This is a genomic window from Chryseobacterium populi (assembly GCF_000282115.1).
GTDB lineage: Bacteria > Bacteroidota > Bacteroidia > Flavobacteriales > Weeksellaceae > Chryseobacterium > Chryseobacterium populi.
In genome coordinates, this window is the sequence record NZ_AKJY01000017.1 from 1 (window position 1) to 18,141 (window position 18,141).

Annotated in this window: 13 protein-coding genes; 7 read left to right on the plus strand and 6 right to left on the minus strand. The window is 38.1% G+C overall.

The annotated features are described in order from the left end of the window. Positions 1-93 precede the first annotated feature (93 nt). From PMI13_RS06170 to PMI13_RS06190, 5 genes are all read right to left on the minus strand, one after another. Positions 94-1,314 (minus strand): aminotransferase class V-fold PLP-dependent enzyme, encoded by a 1,221-nt coding sequence (locus PMI13_RS06170; RefSeq protein WP_007841770.1) that lies wholly within the window; start codon positions 1,312-1,314, stop codon positions 94-96. A 185-nt stretch (positions 1,315-1,499) separates the two neighbouring features. Continuing rightward, positions 1,500-2,138: a 50S ribosomal protein L25/general stress protein Ctc gene (locus tag PMI13_RS06175; protein ID WP_007841772.1), complete on the minus strand. Its 639-nt coding sequence runs from the start codon at positions 2,136-2,138 to the stop codon at positions 1,500-1,502. Between the two features lie 56 nt (positions 2,139-2,194). After that, positions 2,195-3,133, minus strand: a complete 939-nt coding sequence (locus PMI13_RS06180) for a ribose-phosphate pyrophosphokinase (RefSeq protein WP_007841773.1) — start codon at positions 3,131-3,133, stop codon at positions 2,195-2,197. Positions 3,134-3,218: 85 nt separating this feature from the next. Further along, positions 3,219-4,769, minus strand: coding sequence for an SGNH/GDSL hydrolase family protein (locus PMI13_RS06185; protein WP_007841774.1), 1,551 nt, complete (start codon positions 4,767-4,769; stop codon positions 3,219-3,221). A 10-nt stretch (positions 4,770-4,779) separates the two neighbouring features. After that, a complete protein-coding gene (locus PMI13_RS06190; RefSeq protein ID WP_007841775.1) occupies positions 4,780-6,015 on the minus strand; it encodes an OmpP1/FadL family transporter in 1,236 nt (411 codons plus the stop codon). A gap of 276 nt (positions 6,016-6,291) precedes the next feature. Here PMI13_RS06190 and PMI13_RS06195 point away from each other — a divergent pair, with 276 nt between their 5' ends. The 5 genes from PMI13_RS06195 (at position 6,292) to PMI13_RS06215 (ending at position 13,503) form a co-directional block, all read left to right on the plus strand. Further along, entirely contained in the window at positions 6,292-7,698 is a 1,407-nt protein-coding gene (locus PMI13_RS06195; protein ID WP_007841776.1) for a PSP1 domain-containing protein, read from the plus strand. After that, positions 7,691-8,152, plus strand: a complete 462-nt coding sequence (locus PMI13_RS06200) for a gliding motility lipoprotein GldH (RefSeq protein ID WP_007841777.1) — start codon at positions 7,691-7,693, stop codon at positions 8,150-8,152. The genes PMI13_RS06195 and PMI13_RS06200 overlap by 8 nt, the downstream gene beginning before the upstream one ends. A 6-nt stretch (positions 8,153-8,158) precedes the next feature. Then, on the plus strand, positions 8,159-10,540 hold the full coding sequence (locus PMI13_RS06205) for a penicillin-binding protein 1A (RefSeq protein ID WP_007841786.1): 2,382 nt from the start codon (positions 8,159-8,161) through the stop codon (positions 10,538-10,540). Positions 10,541-10,615: 75 nt separating this feature from the next. Then, entirely contained in the window at positions 10,616-12,157 is a 1,542-nt protein-coding gene (locus PMI13_RS06210) for a protein adenylyltransferase SelO (RefSeq protein WP_034669641.1), read from the plus strand. A gap of 68 nt (positions 12,158-12,225) precedes the next feature. After that, positions 12,226-13,503, plus strand: coding sequence for a DUF6080 domain-containing protein (locus tag PMI13_RS06215; protein WP_007841789.1), 1,278 nt, complete (start codon positions 12,226-12,228; stop codon positions 13,501-13,503). A 52-nt stretch (positions 13,504-13,555) separates the two neighbouring features. Here the strand turns inward: PMI13_RS06215 and PMI13_RS06220 are convergent, their stop codons facing one another. Then, entirely contained in the window at positions 13,556-14,092 is a 537-nt protein-coding gene (locus PMI13_RS06220) for an SPOR domain-containing protein (RefSeq protein WP_007841790.1), read from the minus strand. Between the two features lie 185 nt (positions 14,093-14,277). On the opposite strand from PMI13_RS06220, the gene PMI13_RS06225 reads away from it, so the two are divergent. Together PMI13_RS06225 and PMI13_RS06230 are read left to right on the plus strand one after the other, a co-directional pair. Further along, positions 14,278-15,636, plus strand: coding sequence for a c-type cytochrome (locus PMI13_RS06225; protein WP_007841791.1), 1,359 nt, complete (start codon positions 14,278-14,280; stop codon positions 15,634-15,636). Between the two features lie 22 nt (positions 15,637-15,658). Then, on the plus strand, positions 15,659-18,141 hold a 2,483-nt coding region (locus tag PMI13_RS06230), incomplete at its 3' end, for a TAT-variant-translocated molybdopterin oxidoreductase (protein WP_007841792.1).

Sequence of the window (18,141 nt, forward strand, 5' to 3'; positions counted from 1 at the left end):
TAATCAATTTGCTAAAATTAGGAAAGCTTTGGCTTTCCTTTCTTTTTGAGCATAAATAAAGAGGCTGTCTCACTTTTGAGACAGCCTCTTTATTTATGATAGCATTTTCTGTGCTTTTTTGACACCTTCGACCAGTAAATCAATTTCCTGGAAGGTATTGTAGACTGCAAAACTCGCTCTTACGGTTCCTGCAATATTAAAGAAGTCCATGATGGGTTGTGTACAGTGGTGTCCTGTTCTCACTGCAATTCCCATTTTATCAAGAATCATCCCGACATCTGAAGAAATTCCTGTTCCTTCCAGGTTGAATGAAACAACCCCTGTTCTTTTAGCTTTTTCTCCATAGATCTTTATATTCTCTATTTCCGATAGCTGTCTCTGGGCATATTCCAATAATGCATTTTCATGTCTCTGGATATTTTCGTGGCCTATCTTTTCAATAAAATCCACAGCAGCTCCCAAAGCAATATTCCCGCCTACATTTGGAGTCCCCGCTTCATATTTAAAAGGTAAGGTAGCATAAGTTGTTCCTTCAAAGGAACAGGTTGCAATCATTTCGCCGCCGCCATGAAAAGGAGGTAAGGATTCTAAAATTCCCTGTTTTCCATACAAGATCCCCGTTCCCATAGGAGCATACATTTTATGCCCTGAAAATACAAAGAAATCACAGTCCAGTTTCTGAACATCAATGGCAAAATGCGGTGCAGACTGTGCTCCGTCGATGACAATATAGGCATTCGAATTTTTTCTGGTTTTAGCAATAATCTCCTCTACAGGATTTACAATTCCCAAGGCATTGGAAACCTGATTTACCGAAACCACTTTCGTTTTTTCGCTTAAATACTGATCCAGAAAATCTAATTGAAGAATTCCGTTTTCATCGATCGGGATTACCCGAAGTTTTGCCCCGGTTCTTTCACAGAGCAACTGCCATGGAACAATATTAGAGTGATGCTCCAGATAAGAAATGATAATCTCATCATCTTTTTTAAGCTTTTGGGTTAAAATATAAGCGATGAGGTTCAGACCTTCTGTAGTTCCTTTTGTAAAAATGACTTCAAAATCATGTTTTGCATTAACGAATTTCTGAATCTTTCTTCTAGAAAGCTCCATTTCTTCTGTTGCCAACTGACTAAGCGTATGAATTCCCCTGTGAACATTAGCGTTAAGCTCTGTATAATATTGATTCCAGACCTCTAATACTGAATCCGGTTTCTGGGATGTAGCTGCATTATCTAAGTAAACCAGCGGTTTACCGTTCACCTGCCTGTTTAATATTGTAAACTGACTTCTTATTTCTTGAATGTCAAACATTTATTAAATTTTAAATTAAACCGTTCTTATTTAGAACAGGTCAAATTTACGGCTTTTTTCCGGATTAAGGGGCTAGTTTTTAGTTTGATGATTGTCAGCTGAGAGTTGAACCTGTCTTACAACTTATTCCATAAAAAAACCTGCCAGAGATTCTGACAGGTCTTATATTGTTTAATAAGCAATCCTTATTCTGCTGCAGTTTCTTCAGCTGCCGGAGCTCCTCCTTCAGCTACAACTTCTTCTTCATCATCATCCTCAGCTGCTGCTCCTCCTTTCATTGCATTTCTAGACATCTTAACAGCTACAACAACTGCATTGTCTGGATGCATGAAAGAATATCCTTCAGTTTTGATACCACCAACATAAATTTTGTTACCAATTTTAAGTGGAGTAACATCAACAACGATTTCATCCGGCAAGTTTGCAGGAATAGCCTTGATTTTTAATTTTCTGAAAGACTGACGTAAAACACCACCAGCTACAACACCTTTTGAACGACCAGTGATTCTTACCGGAACTTCCATAACAACCGGCTTGTCAGCAGATAATTGATAAAAGTCTGCGTGAAGAATTTTGTCTGTAATCGGGTGGAACTGAATATCCTGAAGAACTGCTGGGATGGTCTGACCATCAACTTCAATAGATACCGTGTGTGCTTCAGGAGTATATACCAAACCTTTGAACGCTTTCTCTTCTGCAGAGAAGTTCAACGGCTCGCCACCTCCATAAACAACACAAGGAACTAATTCAGCATCACGTAAAGCTTTTGTAGACTTTTTGCCCACGCTTTCTCTTTTTGTACCTTGAATTGTAATAGATTTCATTTATAAAAAATTTAAAATTTTGTTTAAAATTATTTTTGCAAATCGCTAATTATCAATTAAATAACAAATTTACTGCTAATTGATTGGTGCTCATGAACCATCTTCATAACGTCTGCAAATAACGGGGCGCAAGATAGCACTTTTATTTTAGTTGACAAATTATTTTTCACAGGAATTGAGTCTGTTACAATAACTTCCAACAATTTTGAGTTTTCAATATTCTCATAAGCCTTTCCTGAAAGCACTCCGTGAGTTGCCATAGCTCTTACTGATTTTGCTCCCTTTTCTATTAAGATATCTGCAGCTTTACAAAGTGTACCTGCTGTATCAATCATATCATCGATAAGGATAACATTTTTACCTTCCACGTCTCCGATAAGGAACATTTCTTCCACCACATTCGCTTTCTTTCTTTCCTTATAGGCAATTACTACTTCTGCCCCCAGATGGCCGGCATAGTTTTTCGCTCTTTTGGCACCTCCCATATCCGGAGAAGCAATGGTAAGATCATCCAGGTGCAGATTTCTGATATAATCTACAAAAATGGTAGATGCATATAAGTGATCTACCGGGATTTCAAAGAACCCCTGGATCTGATCTGCGTGAAGATCCATTGTCATTACTCTTGTTGCTCCTGCAGCAGTTAAAAGATTAGCGACCAATTTTGCCCCGATCGGAGCTCTTGGCTTGTCTTTTCTGTCTTGTCTTGCAAGTCCGAAATAAGGAAGTACAACGGTAATACTTTTTGCAGAAGCTCTTTTTGCAGCATCAATCATCAGAAGAAGCTCCAAAAGATTGTCTGCCGGTGGGAACGTAGATCCAATCAGGAAAACCCTTCCTCCTCTTACAGATTCGTCTAAAACAGGCTCAAATTCCCCGTCACTAAACTCCTGAAAGTTGATTTTTCCTAATTCCTGCCCATAATGCTGGGCAATTTTCTCTGCCAAGTCCTTACTCGTCCTTGTACAAAATAGATAACTTAACTGTTCGGCCATTTTTACTTTTTAAAAGATTTTGCAAATTTAAAAAAAAACCACAAGAATTACTCCTGTGGTCTTTAAGTTTTTACTTTCCTTTTTATTAAGGGAATTTTATTCCTGAATAATTGTTCGGATTCAGCTGTGGTAGTGAAGATTTATACGTTGAATTAATGGCTTTGATAAATTCATTGGCAACAATTGCATATCCTCTGCCGGTTAAATGTACCCCGTCTAAAGAGAAGGCGCCGCCGGTTACAAATTTAGCGGTGTATTTCACACCATCAAAAGAAATTCCGGATTGGGCATTAAGCTCAATCATTTTTTTGTTGGCATCTACAAAAGCATATCCTTTTGCTGTTGCTGCTGCTTTAATGGTCGTATTATAACTCGCAATAGCCGTGTTCACTTCTGTCACTTCCGTAACGGTCAGCACATATTTATCCGCAAACGGATAAGCAATTCCTCTTGCTCCCAATGATGCAGGCACTCCCGGAGGTAATGTCTGAAGCGTTCCTATTTCAGCTTTTGAAGTTAAAGGAACCAAATCTCCAGCTTTTGCCTGTCTTGCCTGCCCGTAAGTAGCTCCCAGATAAGCTGCCAGAGCAATTAAGGTCGGGTTTCCGGAACCTGCCGCTGCTGCTGTAATCTGAGGGCCAAGATCTGTTAAACTTTCATCTTTAATCAGCAACGGATTTGAAGCTGTTTTTGAAAGGGGCTTTATCCTGTCTCCTGCATTAAAAGCCGTCAGGATCTGATTCAAGGGTCCGTAAAGATTAGTATTCAGATTATCAATAGTTGCATTTCCTGCATCTACATTCCCACCTCCTAATACAGAAGCCGTCAATGGATTATAAGGAATTGTTGTTAAAGAAGGAATTGACGTTACATCAGGGATATTTGCAATAACCCCTTTTGCATTAGTCGTAGAAATCTCATTGATCAATGCATTATAGTATTGGGTAAACTGAGCTGCCGGAGTTAATGTTTCCACTGAGCTGTCTCCACCTGCCAGAGCATATAGTAAAGCATCGTTATTTCCTATCCATAATGAAAAGAATGTAGGGTTCTGAGCTTTAAAATCACCGATCACTGATGCGGTAGGGCTTGAGGCAAACCTCACGAAATAAGGGTTAGCTGTTTTGGTAGGAATCCCCTGGATATTTCCGTATCCCGGTGCCAGTAAATGGGCTACTTTTGCTCCCGGAACCCCCATATTGTTAAAGGGGCCCGTTAAAATAGTATTAACCACCGTTGTAGCGGTGTTATTATTTGCATATTTTAAATCAGGTGAGCCATTTATAAAACTGTTGATATATAGTTTTGTATTCGCAATCTGTACCGGGCCTGCTAAAGTATTTAAAATCAATCCGCCGTTGTTATCCGGCATTAACGGTTGTTTGAAATCACCGCCACCTGCAAATTTCATTTGCTGGGCTATCATTGAAGGATAGGATTCATTTTGTCCGTCAGCATAAAGAGCTCCATCTCTGTACCCAGAAGTCAGTGAGTTTCCTAAAGCAACATATTTGGAGAAATTAGCTTCACCCTGTGTTACCTGGATATCTTTTACATCCGTATCAAAATCATCTTCGCAGCTTGTTGTAAAAAGAAGCGCGGAAATAGCGATTGTAGAAATTATAATTTTTTTCATAGTCTTTCAATTAAAAAGGATTGTAAGATAAACCAAGACCAAAATAGAATGCAGTAGCTTTCGCTTGTCCATAGAAACCAAGGTTAGCATTTTTCACGTCTCTGGCCTGAGGCATAGCGTATCCACCGGCAATATCAACTCCGAACTGTTTTAATTTAAATCCTACCCCACCGGTCACTACATAAGTATTGAATGAGGGTGTTTCTGGAATAAAATTTTCGTCGGTATAGGGAGACTCATCATAGTAAGCACCAAGACGTCCGAAGATCATATCATTAAATGCATACTGCGTCCCCAATCTGAAGGTTTTTGAATTTCTGAAGTTTTTAGGAGACACAAGAACGGTAGGATCTGCCTGGTTCCCAACAGGGGCATTGGCAAAATCCAGAGTAAGCTTGCTGTATCGCTCCCATCCATGATAGTTGAAATCCGCAGAAACCAACCATTTTGGAGTAATTTTATACGTAAAACCTATTGTATATTCTTCTACTAAAGGTAATGTCGCTGTAAAACCGTCTTTTCCTGATCCATCCAATCCTAATAGCGGATAAATAGATTGTGAAGGGAATTGGAAAGTAGCTGTTCCCTTTTTAGCTTTCATATCTACCGGTGAACGGTAAGCGATACTTATATCAAGTTTGTCTTCCGGTCTGAAATAAAACCCAAAACCATATCCGTGGCCACTCGCTTTGTCATCATTAATATTAACCTGCCCACCAAATTGTGTCACAGCCTTATCCCAGTCTACTTTTCCTTTTGCATAAATATAGCTCGCTCCGAAAGCCAGCCAAGGTGCCAGTTTCACAGAAACCATAGGCTGGAAATAGAAACTCTTCAGCTCAAGTTTCTGAACCATTTCTCTACCTTCCCAGTCATTCGGCCATTGAATAGTACTCCCAAAAGGTGTTGAAAAACTAAAACCAACTGACAAATTTTCCAGTGCCTTATATGTAATCGCAGCATAGATCGGGGTTCCTAAAGGATTGTCAGTCTCTGTACTCTGTAAAGTATTTAAATTCTGAAAAGTAATCTTATTACTCGCTCCAAATCCTCCTGCCACTATACTTAGCTTGGAAGGAATGAATGACATACCTGCAGGATTAAAGAATGCCACACTTGCATCTTCGGCATGCGCACTAGTATGTGCCATTGCCAATTGTTTCACCCCTTGCAGAGATACTCTGAAGCCTCCTGCGTAAGATAAAACACCCGCCAATAAAGCAGTTGATACTAATATTTTTTTCATAGACTATTATTATATAACCCAAATATAAAATTATTTTAAATACGCTTGTTAATATTTCTTAATATTTTAAACGTTTAGACGAAAGAAAATTATGTTTAAAATAGTACTTTAGCAAAACATCATCTTAAAGATATATATATTAGGACATTAATAATATTTTACGCTATATTCGATTTTTTTGTTTAATATTAAACAATGATGATAGTGAATATTTGAATTTTTTAGAATTACATAAAGATAAAAATATATAAATTTGCAAGATTAAATAATAGTTATATGAGTTGTGGATGTAAAACATCCGGCGATTCTGCGCATTCTTGCGGACCCAAGAAATCCGCGAATGGTTGTGAAAATGTAAATACCTGTGGTAATAGTTATAAATTAAGTGTTTTCGACTGGCTTTCCAACATCAACAATCCTGCGTCAAACAGGTGCGATTATGTAGAAGTCAGATTTAAAAATGACAGAAAATCGTTTTATAAAAATGTAAATAATTTCCCTTTACATATAGGTAGTGTAGTCACAGTAGAATCCAGCCCGGGACATGATGTCGGTGTAGTAAGTCTCACCGGAGAATTAGTAAAAATTCAGATGAAAAAGAAAAGGTTTTCTGAAGAATTGGCACTTAAAATATACAGACAGTCTAACCAAAAAGATATTGAGGTTTGGCAGGAAGTAAGAAAAAAAGAGGAAAGTGTAAAGATAGAAGCCCGAAAGATTGCCCAAAGGTTAAACCTTGAAATGAAGGTCACCGATGTTGAATATCAGGGAGACGCTTCAAAGGTAACCTTCTATTACACAGCAGATAACCGAATAGATTTCAGGCAGTTAATCAAAGATTACGCCTCTACCTTCAGGACTAAAATCGACATGAAACAAATTGGTTTCAGACAGGAAGCAGCAAAAGTTGGTGGAATCGGATCTTGCGGAAGAGAGCTTTGCTGCTCTACATGGTTAACTGATTTCAGATCGGTAAATACCAATGTAGCAAGATATCAGCAGCTCAGTATTAATCCTCAAAAGCTGGCAGGACAGTGCGGTAAGCTAAAATGCTGTCTTAATTATGAGCTTGACAGTTATCTTGATGCATTAAGTAATTTTCCGTCTTCTTCAACCACCCTGGATACAGAAAAAGGAAGAGCCTTCTGTATTAAAATTGACGTTTTCAAAAAGAAAATGTGGTTTGCTTATGTAGATCATTCTATGGCGTGGTATGATTTCGATATTGATCTGATCAAAAAGTTAATTGCCCAAAATAAAAGAGGTGAAAAAACCTTGCCTCTCGAAGACCTGAAACAGCCTGACATCCCTTTACAGAGCATTGATCTTATCCAGGAAAACAGTGTAGACCGATTTGAGAAGAAAAATAAAGGGTTTAACAAAAACAGGAATCAGAACAACAGGCCAAATAATAGTAACAACAATAATCAGGGTCAAAGAAAAAACAGACCGGAAAGACCAGACAGGCCAGAACGATCAGACAGACCGGAAAAATCGACAAGACCTGAAAATGCGGGTAACAATTCTAATAACCAACCAAGACAGCAAAAGCCCCAACAGCCCAAAGCTCAAATGGAAAAGGTAGAGGTGGCTTCTTCTGATGCAAACAAAAATCCGCAGCAAAACCCGAATAAGAAAAAATTCAAAAAGAAATTCCCGCCCAAAAAAGATGGAAATGCGTAAAATTTTAGGATTATTGAGTCTTATCCTTTTCTTTGGCTGTAACTCTTCAGAAGAAAAGGTGATGATGAATTCCGTTAATAACAAATGGAATAAGAAAAGTGAACAAAAATTTAATCTTGAAATTTCAGATCCGCAGAATCCTAAAAATATTATATTTGTTGTAAGAAATAACAACGAATATCCTTACAGCAACATAAGGTTTATTGTCAATTTCACTAATCTTCAAAATAAGAAAAAAGAGACGGATACGTTGAATTATGTACTTTCCAAACCTAATGGAGAATGGCTTGGAACGGGTTTTGGAGATACGAAGGAAACATTCTTTCAATATAAATTGAATTATACATTTCCGGTAAAGGGAAAATATGAAATCGGGCTTACCCAGGCAATGAGAAATGATAATCTTCCCGGAATTGAAGATATTGGAATAAAAATAGAAACGGCTAAACCGTAACCATACATGGAAGAGAACAGACAAAACTCTGGAAGTAAGGGAAAAACATTTCCGCTTCCACCCAAAAAAAATAATAAAAATAACTCATGGAAAAAATGGGTTAAGTTTATTTGGCTTGGATTCATTGTAGTTGTTTTAGGAATTTCAGGACTTTTCTTTGCTGTATCCCAAGGTTTTCTTGGTGAAATGCCTGATGTAAAAGAACTTGAAAATCCTGATATTTTTGTAGCCTCTGAAATTTATTCATCAGATGGCGTACTATTAGGCAAATTTGAAAAAGAAAAAACCCAGCCTATAACCTACAAAGACCTTCCTCCTTTTCTCGTGTATGCTTTACAGGCCAAAGAGGACGAGCGTTTTAAAGAGCATTCCGGGATCGATTTGCAGTCGATTGCCAGAGCTGTAGCCTATGGTGGAGGTAGAGGTGGTGGATCTACCATTACCCAACAACTTGCCAAATTGCTTTTTACCGGCGGTGCCTCGCAGAATAAATTTCAGAGAGCTTTCCAGAAGCTTAAAGAATGGGTAGTTGCCGTAAGCCTTGAGAAAAGATATACTAAAGAAGAAATTGTAACGCTTTATTTCAATAAGTTTGACTTTTTATACAATGCCAATGGTATTGAAATGGCTTCCAGAATATACTTCAACAAAAGTACCAATCAGCTAACGCTGCCTGAAGCTGCAATGTTTGTTGCCATGCTTGAGAATCCGGTAAAAAACAACCCGATGCGTAACATGGACAGAGCCAAAGCGAGAAGAGACGTTGTTCTGGAGCAGATGCTGAAAACAGGTTATATCGATCAGGCAACCTACGATAAAGGAATTTCAACCCCTATTACTTTAGATTATCATCCGATCAAGAACATCAATGATGACTACTCTGCGTATTATAAGTTTTATCTGAAGAAAGAAATTGATAACTACCTTAAAGACTACGAAAAAGATACCGGTAAAAAATTAAACCTTTACAAAGACGGTCTGAAAATATATGTAACCCTTGATTCTAAAATGCAGAAATATGCAGAAGATGCAATCAGAGAGCACTTAACTGATCTTCAGAAAAGATTTGATGCTGAACAAAGAGGCAGAAAAAGCTGGCCTTTCTATTACCTGACCAACAAACAGGTAAATGATGTAATGCTTCAGGCAATGAAGAGAACCGGGCGTTACAAACAGTTGAAAGCTGCCGGAGTTTCCGAAGATTCAATTTTAATGGAATTCAAAAAACCGATCAAAACTTCCCGTTTCACATGGAATGGAGAAGAAGAAGTTGAAATGTCTCCGTGGGATTCTATCAGATGGCACAAAAAAGTGGCCCAGGCAGGTTTAATGTCTATGGTTCCTGCAACAGGTGAAATTAAAGCATGGGTAGGAGGAATCGACTGGCAACACTTCCAGTATGACCATATCAAACAAGGGAAAAGACAGGTAGGATCTACATTCAAGCCTTTTGTATATGCAACGGCTATTATGAAGCTTGGAATGACTCCTTGCTCTACAGTATCCAACGGAACTTATGATCATAAAGGATGGCATGTTCCCGGAAGAGGTGGAATGCTTACTTTAAAGGATGCATTAGCTCACTCTCAAAACCCGGTAGCTGCACGTCTTATTGAAATGACCGGAGTAGATGCCGTAATTCAAACGGCTAGAGATCTGGGAGTAACGGAAGAAATCCCAAGAAACAATACCATCGCTTTAGGTTCATCAGATATTACCATCTATGAAATGCTTGGTGCCTACAGTACTTTTGCCAACTATGGTAACTACAATAAGCCGGAAATGATCTGGAGAATTGAAGATGCCAACGGTAGAGTAATCAAAGAAGTAAATGTAGAGCCGAAAGAAGTAATGAATCCGCGTTATGCTTACACGATGATCGAGCTGATGAAAGGGGTAGCGCAATTCGGTACCGCTTCCGGAGAGCTTTCCAGAAAAGGAATTTCAAAAGCCGTGGAAATTGCAGGTAAGACCGGTACCACTCAGAACAACTCCGATGGTTGGTTTATGGGGATCACTCCAAAACTGGCAACAGGAACCTGGGTAGGATGGGAAGACAGAGCAACCCACTTCCTGGGTACAGGTGAAGGACAGGGTGCGAGAATGGCATTACCAATCTGGGCCATCTACATGAAGAAAGTCTGGGCAGATAAGAGCTTAGGAATTACGCCTGATGATAAGTTTGTAAAACCATCAGACTGGAAAGACGGATGTTCAGATCTTAAAGGCTTAAGCGGAGGTTACGGTGATGACGGAAGCCTTCAGACGATCGATGAGATTAAAAATCCGAAACCGGTAGATCCTACCCCGAAAACCAATACAGGAAAAAAAGAAGATAATGTAAATGATAATCTAAACACCAGCGAGGAAATAGATTTCAATAAATAAATTCTCTTTTAGAAATACATGAGACCTTTCAATCTAAATTGGAAGGTCTTTTTTTATTATCGTATCTTTGAATCCATGAATATTGAAAGCATCAGACAGCCATTTATAAAAAATTTTTCCGGAGATTTCTCTGGCAATCCCATGCAAAGAGCTACTCTCAAAGTTTTATTTTCCACGATAAATCCGGCAGGTTTTGACCACCCGAAACTGATTGCTTTTAATGAAAAGCTTTCAGAAGAAATAGGACTAGGAAAGTTTAATGAGCAGGATCTTGATTTTCTTGTAGGAAATAATCTTCCGGAAAATGTTCAGCCCTATGCAACAGCTTATGCAGGGCATCAGTTTGGCAACTGGGCAGGACAGCTCGGAGACGGAAGAGCAATTCTTGCCGGTGAAATTATGAACAATGCCGGTGAAAAAACGGAAATCCAGTGGAAAGGCGCCGGAGCAACTCCCTATTCAAGACATGCAGATGGAAGAGCCGTATTGAGGTCTTCGGTACGTGAATATCTGATGAGCGAAGCCATGTTTCATTTAAAAGTTCCGACAACAAGAGCTCTGAGCTTATGTTTTACCGGTGAAGATATTATCAGAGATATGATGTATGACGGGAATCCCGGGTACGAACAGGGTGCTGTCATCATCAGGACCGCAGAAAGCTTTCTCCGATTCGGGCATTTTGAATTAATTTCAGCCCAAAGAGAATATAAAATGCTCCAGGATCTCGTTGATTTTACCATTCAGAACTATTTTCCTGAAATTACATCATCCGGAACAGACCGTTACAAAGATTTTTTCAAAAACGTATGTACAAGAACTGCTGATCTGATGACGGAATGGTTCCGTGTTGGGTTTGTTCATGGTGTAATGAACACTGATAATATGTCTGTCCTTGGGCTTACAATTGATTATGGCCCCTATTCAATGATGGATGAGTATGATCTTAATTTCACCCCTAACACCACTGATTTACCCGGCAGAAGATATGCTTTCGGAAAGCAGGGACAAATTTCACAATGGAATTTATGGCAATTGGCCAATGCACTTCATCCGTTAATAAAAGATGAAAAATTTTTAGAAGACACTTTAAATTCTTTTGGAAATTATTTCTGGGAAAACCATGATAAAATGCTTTGCAGAAAATTTGGCTTTGATCAGCTGCAGGAAACTGATGAAGAATTTTTCAGCAACTGGCAGGCACTGATGCAGGAATTACAACTTGATCATACTTTATTTTTCCATCAACTGGAAAAATTGCAGGATAGCACTAACCTCTCTTCTCTTTTTGAAAATGTCTCCTATTCTATTCTGACCTCAGATGCTATTGTAAAACTTGAAAATTTTATAAAAAAATACCGTGAAAGACTCTCCGCAAACCAGATTTCACAAGAAGATGCTCTTGAATTAATGAAAAAAAACAACCCGAAATTCATTCTGAGAAATTATCTGCTTTTTGAGTGTATTGAAGAAATTAAGGAAGGTAAAACAAAAATGCTCGACAAGTTAACCCATGCATTGGAAAATCCCTACGAAGAACTTTACCCCGAGTTTTCTAAAAGAAGGCCTTCAGGCTATGATGACATTTCCGGATGTTCAATGCTTTCCTGCAGCTCTTAGATATGGGTAATGAATAATATGATATTAAACTCTTAAGTAACTTTCGTATTTTTGCAAAAAAATGACCGGTGTCCTTAAAACTCAAATTCTTTAATTCTTTCAGATTAATATTTCCGTCCTCCTATATTGAGCTGGGAGTCTTTTTATTTTTCCTTACCGCTTACGGAATTTTAGGATCATATATTGCCATTAATTATACCATAATTTTTGACAGCAGAATCCCCTGGGATGCTTATTTCAGCTTTGACAATAAGTCGATCGTGATGACCGGTGGAAGCTTTGAAAGACATCCCCTAGCTTACTATTTTTTTAATTGGGTCCGTGAGCTTGCTTTCTTAATATCTGATGGTAAAACTGATGTTACCTTCAGGCTGACTTTAGCGTGGTTTAGCAATATTGCCGTAAGTTTAAGTGTCATTCAGGTTTTCAAATACCTGAAAAATATCATTAGGCTCCCGCTGATGTTTAGCCTGTTATTAACCTTTTTTTTCAGTATTTTCTCAACAACCATTCTGCTCTCCTTTACTCCCGAAAACTTTACGTATACGCTATTCTTGCTTTGTTTGTACAATCATTACGCTGCAATAAAACTAAAAAAGGAAGAGAAAACACCTGCTTTGGCACTCGCTTTCGCCGGCATTACAATAGGAGGTCTTACCGTTACGAATATCGTAAAGGCTTTTATTCCGCTGTTGTTTGAAAAAAACCTTTTCAGGAACTGGAAAAAGTTAGGAAACGTAGTTGTAAGAGTGGTTTTTACATGTATTTGTTTTATCCTTTTGTATCTGAACAGGATTGATTTTAAATACAAAAACATCTTCAACAAAACCAATGAGCAATATGAAAAATTTTCCAATGTAAAATCTACTCCTACATGGGATATGATCCTTTCTTATTTTTTCGGAGGGAATGTCTTATTCTCAAATTTCATTGTCCGGGACAAGCATAATATGAAAGGATTCCACTTCAAGGGGTTGATCATGGATGTTTATTCTTCATGGGTTCCTTATATATTTATTGCTGTTTTATTGATATTGATAAGTTGGAGTTATTTCAGGAATTTTAAAAATAAACTGGTGCAGGTTGTGATGATTTCGTTTGTATTTGACATCATCATTCACTGTATTATGAGATTCGGATTGCACACTTCATATATCTATGGCGGTCACTTTGTTTTTGTGTATCCGTTACTTCTCGGCTGGCTGTTTTACGCTTACCGGTCATCCCCGAAAACGTTGTCATTTTTATTTGTTATAACAGGAATTTTATTGGTGTATCATCTGGCCACAAATAATCTGATGAGAATGACAGAATTTTTCCAGTTTTTAAATGAAAATTACCAATAAAAAAGCTGAGAGGAATTTTCTCTCAGCTTTAATTTTTTATATAAAATCATCTTTATTTTGCTTCGGCACAGAATATTCTGTACTGCACCGGAATTGCAGATTTAAAATATTCCCTTACTCTGGATAAGTCTGATGCAGCACTCTGTTTTGTAAAATAACTTCCTACCAGAATTTTATAGTTAGGTCTTAAAGAAGCATCCGTTTCAACTTTAAGATTCGGGAATCTTTTTCTGAAATAAGACTTCACTTCATTAGCTTCTTCATTACTTTTCACAGTAGTGATCTGTATCTTATATCCTAAAATCCTAGGATTTTTTCTACAAATCTCAGCGTTTGTCAATTCCCTGCTCGGCACATATATTTTTGTAGGTTTTGTATAAGTATTGTCATCATTTTCTTTCGATGCCGTATGGGTTGCCACCCTTGCACACTTTTCTTCAAGGTTTTCCAAAGCATCTTTCACTTTAGGATCCATAGATATAACGAGCTCTGTTCCGGACAAAGTATCTCTCTTTACAATCTGCTGTGCATCAATAGTATAAAACCCAAATAGAGATAATACCGAAAATATTTTGATTAAATTTTTCATTTAAACTTGTTTCCGCAAATTTATACAAATTAAAAAATTATACCAAACTGAGTTATTTAGAATCAATACAAATTAAACGGAAATGATATTTTCCCCTTTCCTTATACCGTTAAATTCCTGTTAAAAATATTATTTTTGCGGGATTGATTGAATGTTCAATATTTTACTAACATAAGATAATTTAAATGATTAGTTGGAGAAAGCATTATAAACAAGCGTTGATTGCAATAGGCTTATTGTTATCAACCAGTGCTTCAATTTACGGGCAAGACGGCGATCCTAAAAACGGCGAGAAACTTTTCAAAGCGAATTGTACTGCATGTCACGCACTGGATAAACAAGTTATAGGACCTCCTTTGAAAGGGGTTGTAGAACGAGTGAAGACAGAAGGTGGTGTAGACAAAGATTGGCTTCACAAGTGGATCAAAGACAACAAAGCTTTAAGAGCCTCAGGAGACAAATACGCCAATGAGATTTTTGAAAAATTTAATAAAACTGAAATGTTACAGTTTCCAAATCTTACAGATAAGGATATTGATGACATTTTAGCTTTTACAACTAATCCACCGGCTCCTGAGCCGGCACCGGCTGCAACTACTGCAACAGCAACAGACGCCACAGCAGCTCCTGCAGACAAAACCACTACAAATATCGTCATCATTTCACTTTTAGCGATCGCAGGTTTATTAGTATGGATCCTGTTAAAACTGAGACAATTAGTTAAACTGGGGCAATCTGAAGACTTAGCCGGGCTTAACGAAACAAGAGTTCGTTCTTTCAGTGAAATCTATGAAAAATACCATTACGTAGGTAAAGGATTATTAGCAGTTCTTGCGCTTTTAGCCACTTACGGAATTTGGAACTGGATCATGTGGATCGGGGTTTACAAAGGATACAAACCTGAACAGCCAATCTACTTCTCACACAAAATCCACGCCGGAGAACAAAAAATTGACTGTCAACTTTGTCACTCCAGCGCAAAATACGGTAAAGTATCTGAAATTCCTTCTATGAACGTTTGTATGAACTGTCACAGAACGATTTCTGAATACAATGCAGCACATTATATGGAACCAGGAAAAGACAAAGCGTTCTACGATGGGGAAATTCAGAAAATCTATGCAGCAACAGGTTGGGATCCTGCAAAACAACAATATACAGGAAAAACTCAGCCGGTAGAATGGACGAGAATCCACAACATGCCTGATTTCGTATATTTCAACCACTCTCAGCACGTAGTAGCAGGAGAGCAGGCAATTATCAATTCTTTCAACAAGAAGAATCCAAATAACAAAATTGATGTTGTTTGTAAAGCTTGCCACGGAAAAATTGACACAATGAATGTTGTTCAGATGGCTAATGACTTCACTATGGGATGGTGTATCGAATGTCACAGAACTACTGAAGTTGATATGAACAACGGTTATAATAAAGAATACTTCAAAAATCTACACGACAAGTTGAAAAAACAATACCCTAAAGATGGTGGTAAGATTACTGTAGATGCAATTGGAGGTCTTGAGTGTGGTAAATGTCATTATTAATAACTAAAAATTAGAAGTATAAATGGCTTCAAACAAAATACAATTTAGAAGTATTCATGAACTTAAAGACCCGGCTTTAAACAATAAGCTGGCTCAAAAAGAGTTTCAGGAAGAAATTCCGGTAGAAGATTTCCTTGGAGATGCTGAACAAAACGGATCCGGTACTTCAAGAAGAGATTTCTTAAAATTATTAGGATTCTCTACAGCAGCGGTAACATTAGCTGCCTGTGAAGCTCCGGTAATTAAAACAATTCCTTATGTGGTAAAACCACACGATATTATTCCGGGGGTTCCTAATTATTACGCTTCAACATATTTCGACGGTTTTGACTTTGCCAGTGTTTTAGTAAAAACCCGTGAAGGAAGACCTATCAAAATTGATCCGAACCCGGCTGCCGGCGACTTAGGTAAAACTAACGCAAGAGCTCAGGCAAGTGTACTTTCTCTTTATGATAATGATAAAGTAAAACAGCCTAAACTGGACGGTAAAGATGAAACCTTCGATAAAGTAGATGATTTCGTTCTTAAAGGTTTGGCAGAAGCTAATACAGCAGGCAAGAAGATTGTGCTTTTATCACACTCTTTCGCTTCACCAACTTTCAAAAAGTTGTTTGCTGAATTCAAAGCAAAATATCCTACAGCTGAATTAGTAACATATGATGCTTTCCCTCACTCTGCAGCTTTAGATGCAGCTCAGGAAGTATTCGGACAAAGAGCATTACCGGTTTATGACCTTAACGGAACTGAATTGGTGGTTGCTTTCCAGGCTGATTTCTTAGGAGATTACAACGCGGCAAGTTTAGAAACTTCATATGCAGCAGCAAGAAAACCGGGTGAAACCATGTTGAGACACATCCAGGTGGAATCAAACATGTCATTAACCGGAGCAAATGCTGACTCAAGATACAGATTAAAACCAAGTGCGGTAAACAAAACTTTAGTTGAAGTTTACAATGCAATCGTAGGTGCCGGTACTTCTGATAAGACGGCTACTGAAATTGCTAACGAACTAAAAGCTAAAGGCAGCAAAGCTGTTGTTTTAGCTGACGGATCTAAAGGAGCACAGGTTTTAGCACATTTAATCAACCAGAAATTAGCTTCAGTGGCTTTCACCGGTAAAGCTAACTTCTTAAGAGAGTTTGACAAAGCAAGATATCAGGAATTCTTAGGATGGGTAAATGCAGGGCAGGTTGGAGTATTGATTACCAACAATGTAGACCCTATCTACTCTCACTATAAAGGAGCTGAGTTTGAAAAAGCAATTAAAAATGTTCCTTACGTAGTTGCAGTTGCCGATAAGAAAAATGCAATGTATAAAGCAGCGAAAGCTGTAATTCCTGTAGCTAACTGGTTAGAATCATGGGGTGATATTGAACCTCAGACAGGAGTATATTCATTAATGCAGCCTACAATCCAGAAAATCTACAAATCAAGACAGATTGAAGAATCTTTATTGGTTTGGAAGAATGGAAAAAACAACGCTGCCAATAACTACTATGATTATTTAAAAGCTAATGCTACTTCTATTCTGGGAGCAACTTCTTTTAACAAAGCATTGTACAACGGTATTAATGTTTCTCCAAACGCTGCTACACTGGCATACGCAGGAGGAAATGCCGCACAGGCAATCGCTGAATTAGGAAACTTCAAGGCTTCCGATTTAGAATTGGTATTATATACTAAGACTTCGATGGGAGATGGTACTCAGGCAAACAACCCCTGGCTGCAGGAATTACCAGACCCGTTGACAAGAATGTCTTGGGATAACTACCTGACTATTTCTCCGAAAGACGCAGAAAAATTTGAGATTGAAAACGATCTTAATGCGAGAATGCAGTTAAATGGTTCTATTGTTAACCTTACTGTAAACGGAGTAACCATAAAAGATGTTCCTGTATTTATTCAACCCGGACAAGCTGAAGGATCTGTAGGTCTTGCTCTTGGTTATGGTAAAAAGAATTCCGGAACAACAGCTGATACAGGTGTAAATGCTTATCCTTTATTTGATGGTTCTAACTTAACAGTATCTAACGTTAAAATAGAAAAAACAGGTGAAGAGCACGAGTTTGCAGGAATCCAGCTTCAGAATACTCTAATGGGACGTTATGAAATCGCGAAGGAAGTTCCTTTGACAGAGTTCTTAAACGTAGCATTCGATGACGAACATAAAGGATGGAATAAGCCTTTAGAATATCACACGATCAGCGGAGCTCTTCCTGCAAGAAAGATTGACCTTTGGGATGCTTTTGATGATACGGACGGACCTCACTTCAACTTATCAATCGACCTGAACTCTTGTACCGGCTGGGGAGCATGTATCATTGCTTGCCAGGCTGAGAACAACGTTCCAGTTGTAGGTAAAGAAGAGATCAGAATGTCAAGAGACATGTATTGGTTAAGAATTGACCGTTACTATTCTTCAAGACAGAAAGTAGAAGTTTATGAAGGATTAAAAGACGGATTGGCTGTTCCTGAATTATACGGAACTGCTTTCGGCGACGGAGG

What these genes read in the sequence shown, in the direction of transcription:
- PMI13_RS06170 (WP_007841770.1), bottom strand. Translation starts at nt 1,314, where the DNA reads ATGTTTGACATTCAAGAAATAAGAAGTCAGTTTACAATATTAAACAGG.
- PMI13_RS06175 (WP_007841772.1), bottom strand. Translation starts at nt 2,138, where the DNA reads ATGAAATCTATTACAATTCAAGGTACAAAAAGAGAAAGCGTGGGCAAA.
- PMI13_RS06180 (WP_007841773.1), bottom strand. Translation starts at nt 3,133, where the DNA reads ATGGCCGAACAGTTAAGTTATCTATTTTGTACAAGGACGAGTAAGGAC.
- PMI13_RS06185 (WP_007841774.1), bottom strand. Translation starts at nt 4,769, where the DNA reads ATGAAAAAAATTATAATTTCTACAATCGCTATTTCCGCGCTTCTTTTT.
- PMI13_RS06190 (WP_007841775.1), bottom strand. Translation starts at nt 6,015, where the DNA reads ATGAAAAAAATATTAGTATCAACTGCTTTATTGGCGGGTGTTTTATCT.
- PMI13_RS06195 (WP_007841776.1), top strand. Translation starts at nt 6,292, where the DNA reads ATGAGTTGTGGATGTAAAACATCCGGCGATTCTGCGCATTCTTGCGGA.
- PMI13_RS06200 (WP_007841777.1), top strand. Translation starts at nt 7,691, where the DNA reads ATGCGTAAAATTTTAGGATTATTGAGTCTTATCCTTTTCTTTGGCTGT.
- PMI13_RS06205 (WP_007841786.1), top strand. Translation starts at nt 8,159, where the DNA reads ATGGAAGAGAACAGACAAAACTCTGGAAGTAAGGGAAAAACATTTCCG.
- PMI13_RS06210 (WP_034669641.1), top strand. Translation starts at nt 10,616, where the DNA reads ATGAATATTGAAAGCATCAGACAGCCATTTATAAAAAATTTTTCCGGA.
- PMI13_RS06220 (WP_007841790.1), bottom strand. Translation starts at nt 14,092, where the DNA reads ATGAAAAATTTAATCAAAATATTTTCGGTATTATCTCTATTTGGGTTT.
- PMI13_RS06225 (WP_007841791.1), top strand. Translation starts at nt 14,278, where the DNA reads ATGATTAGTTGGAGAAAGCATTATAAACAAGCGTTGATTGCAATAGGC.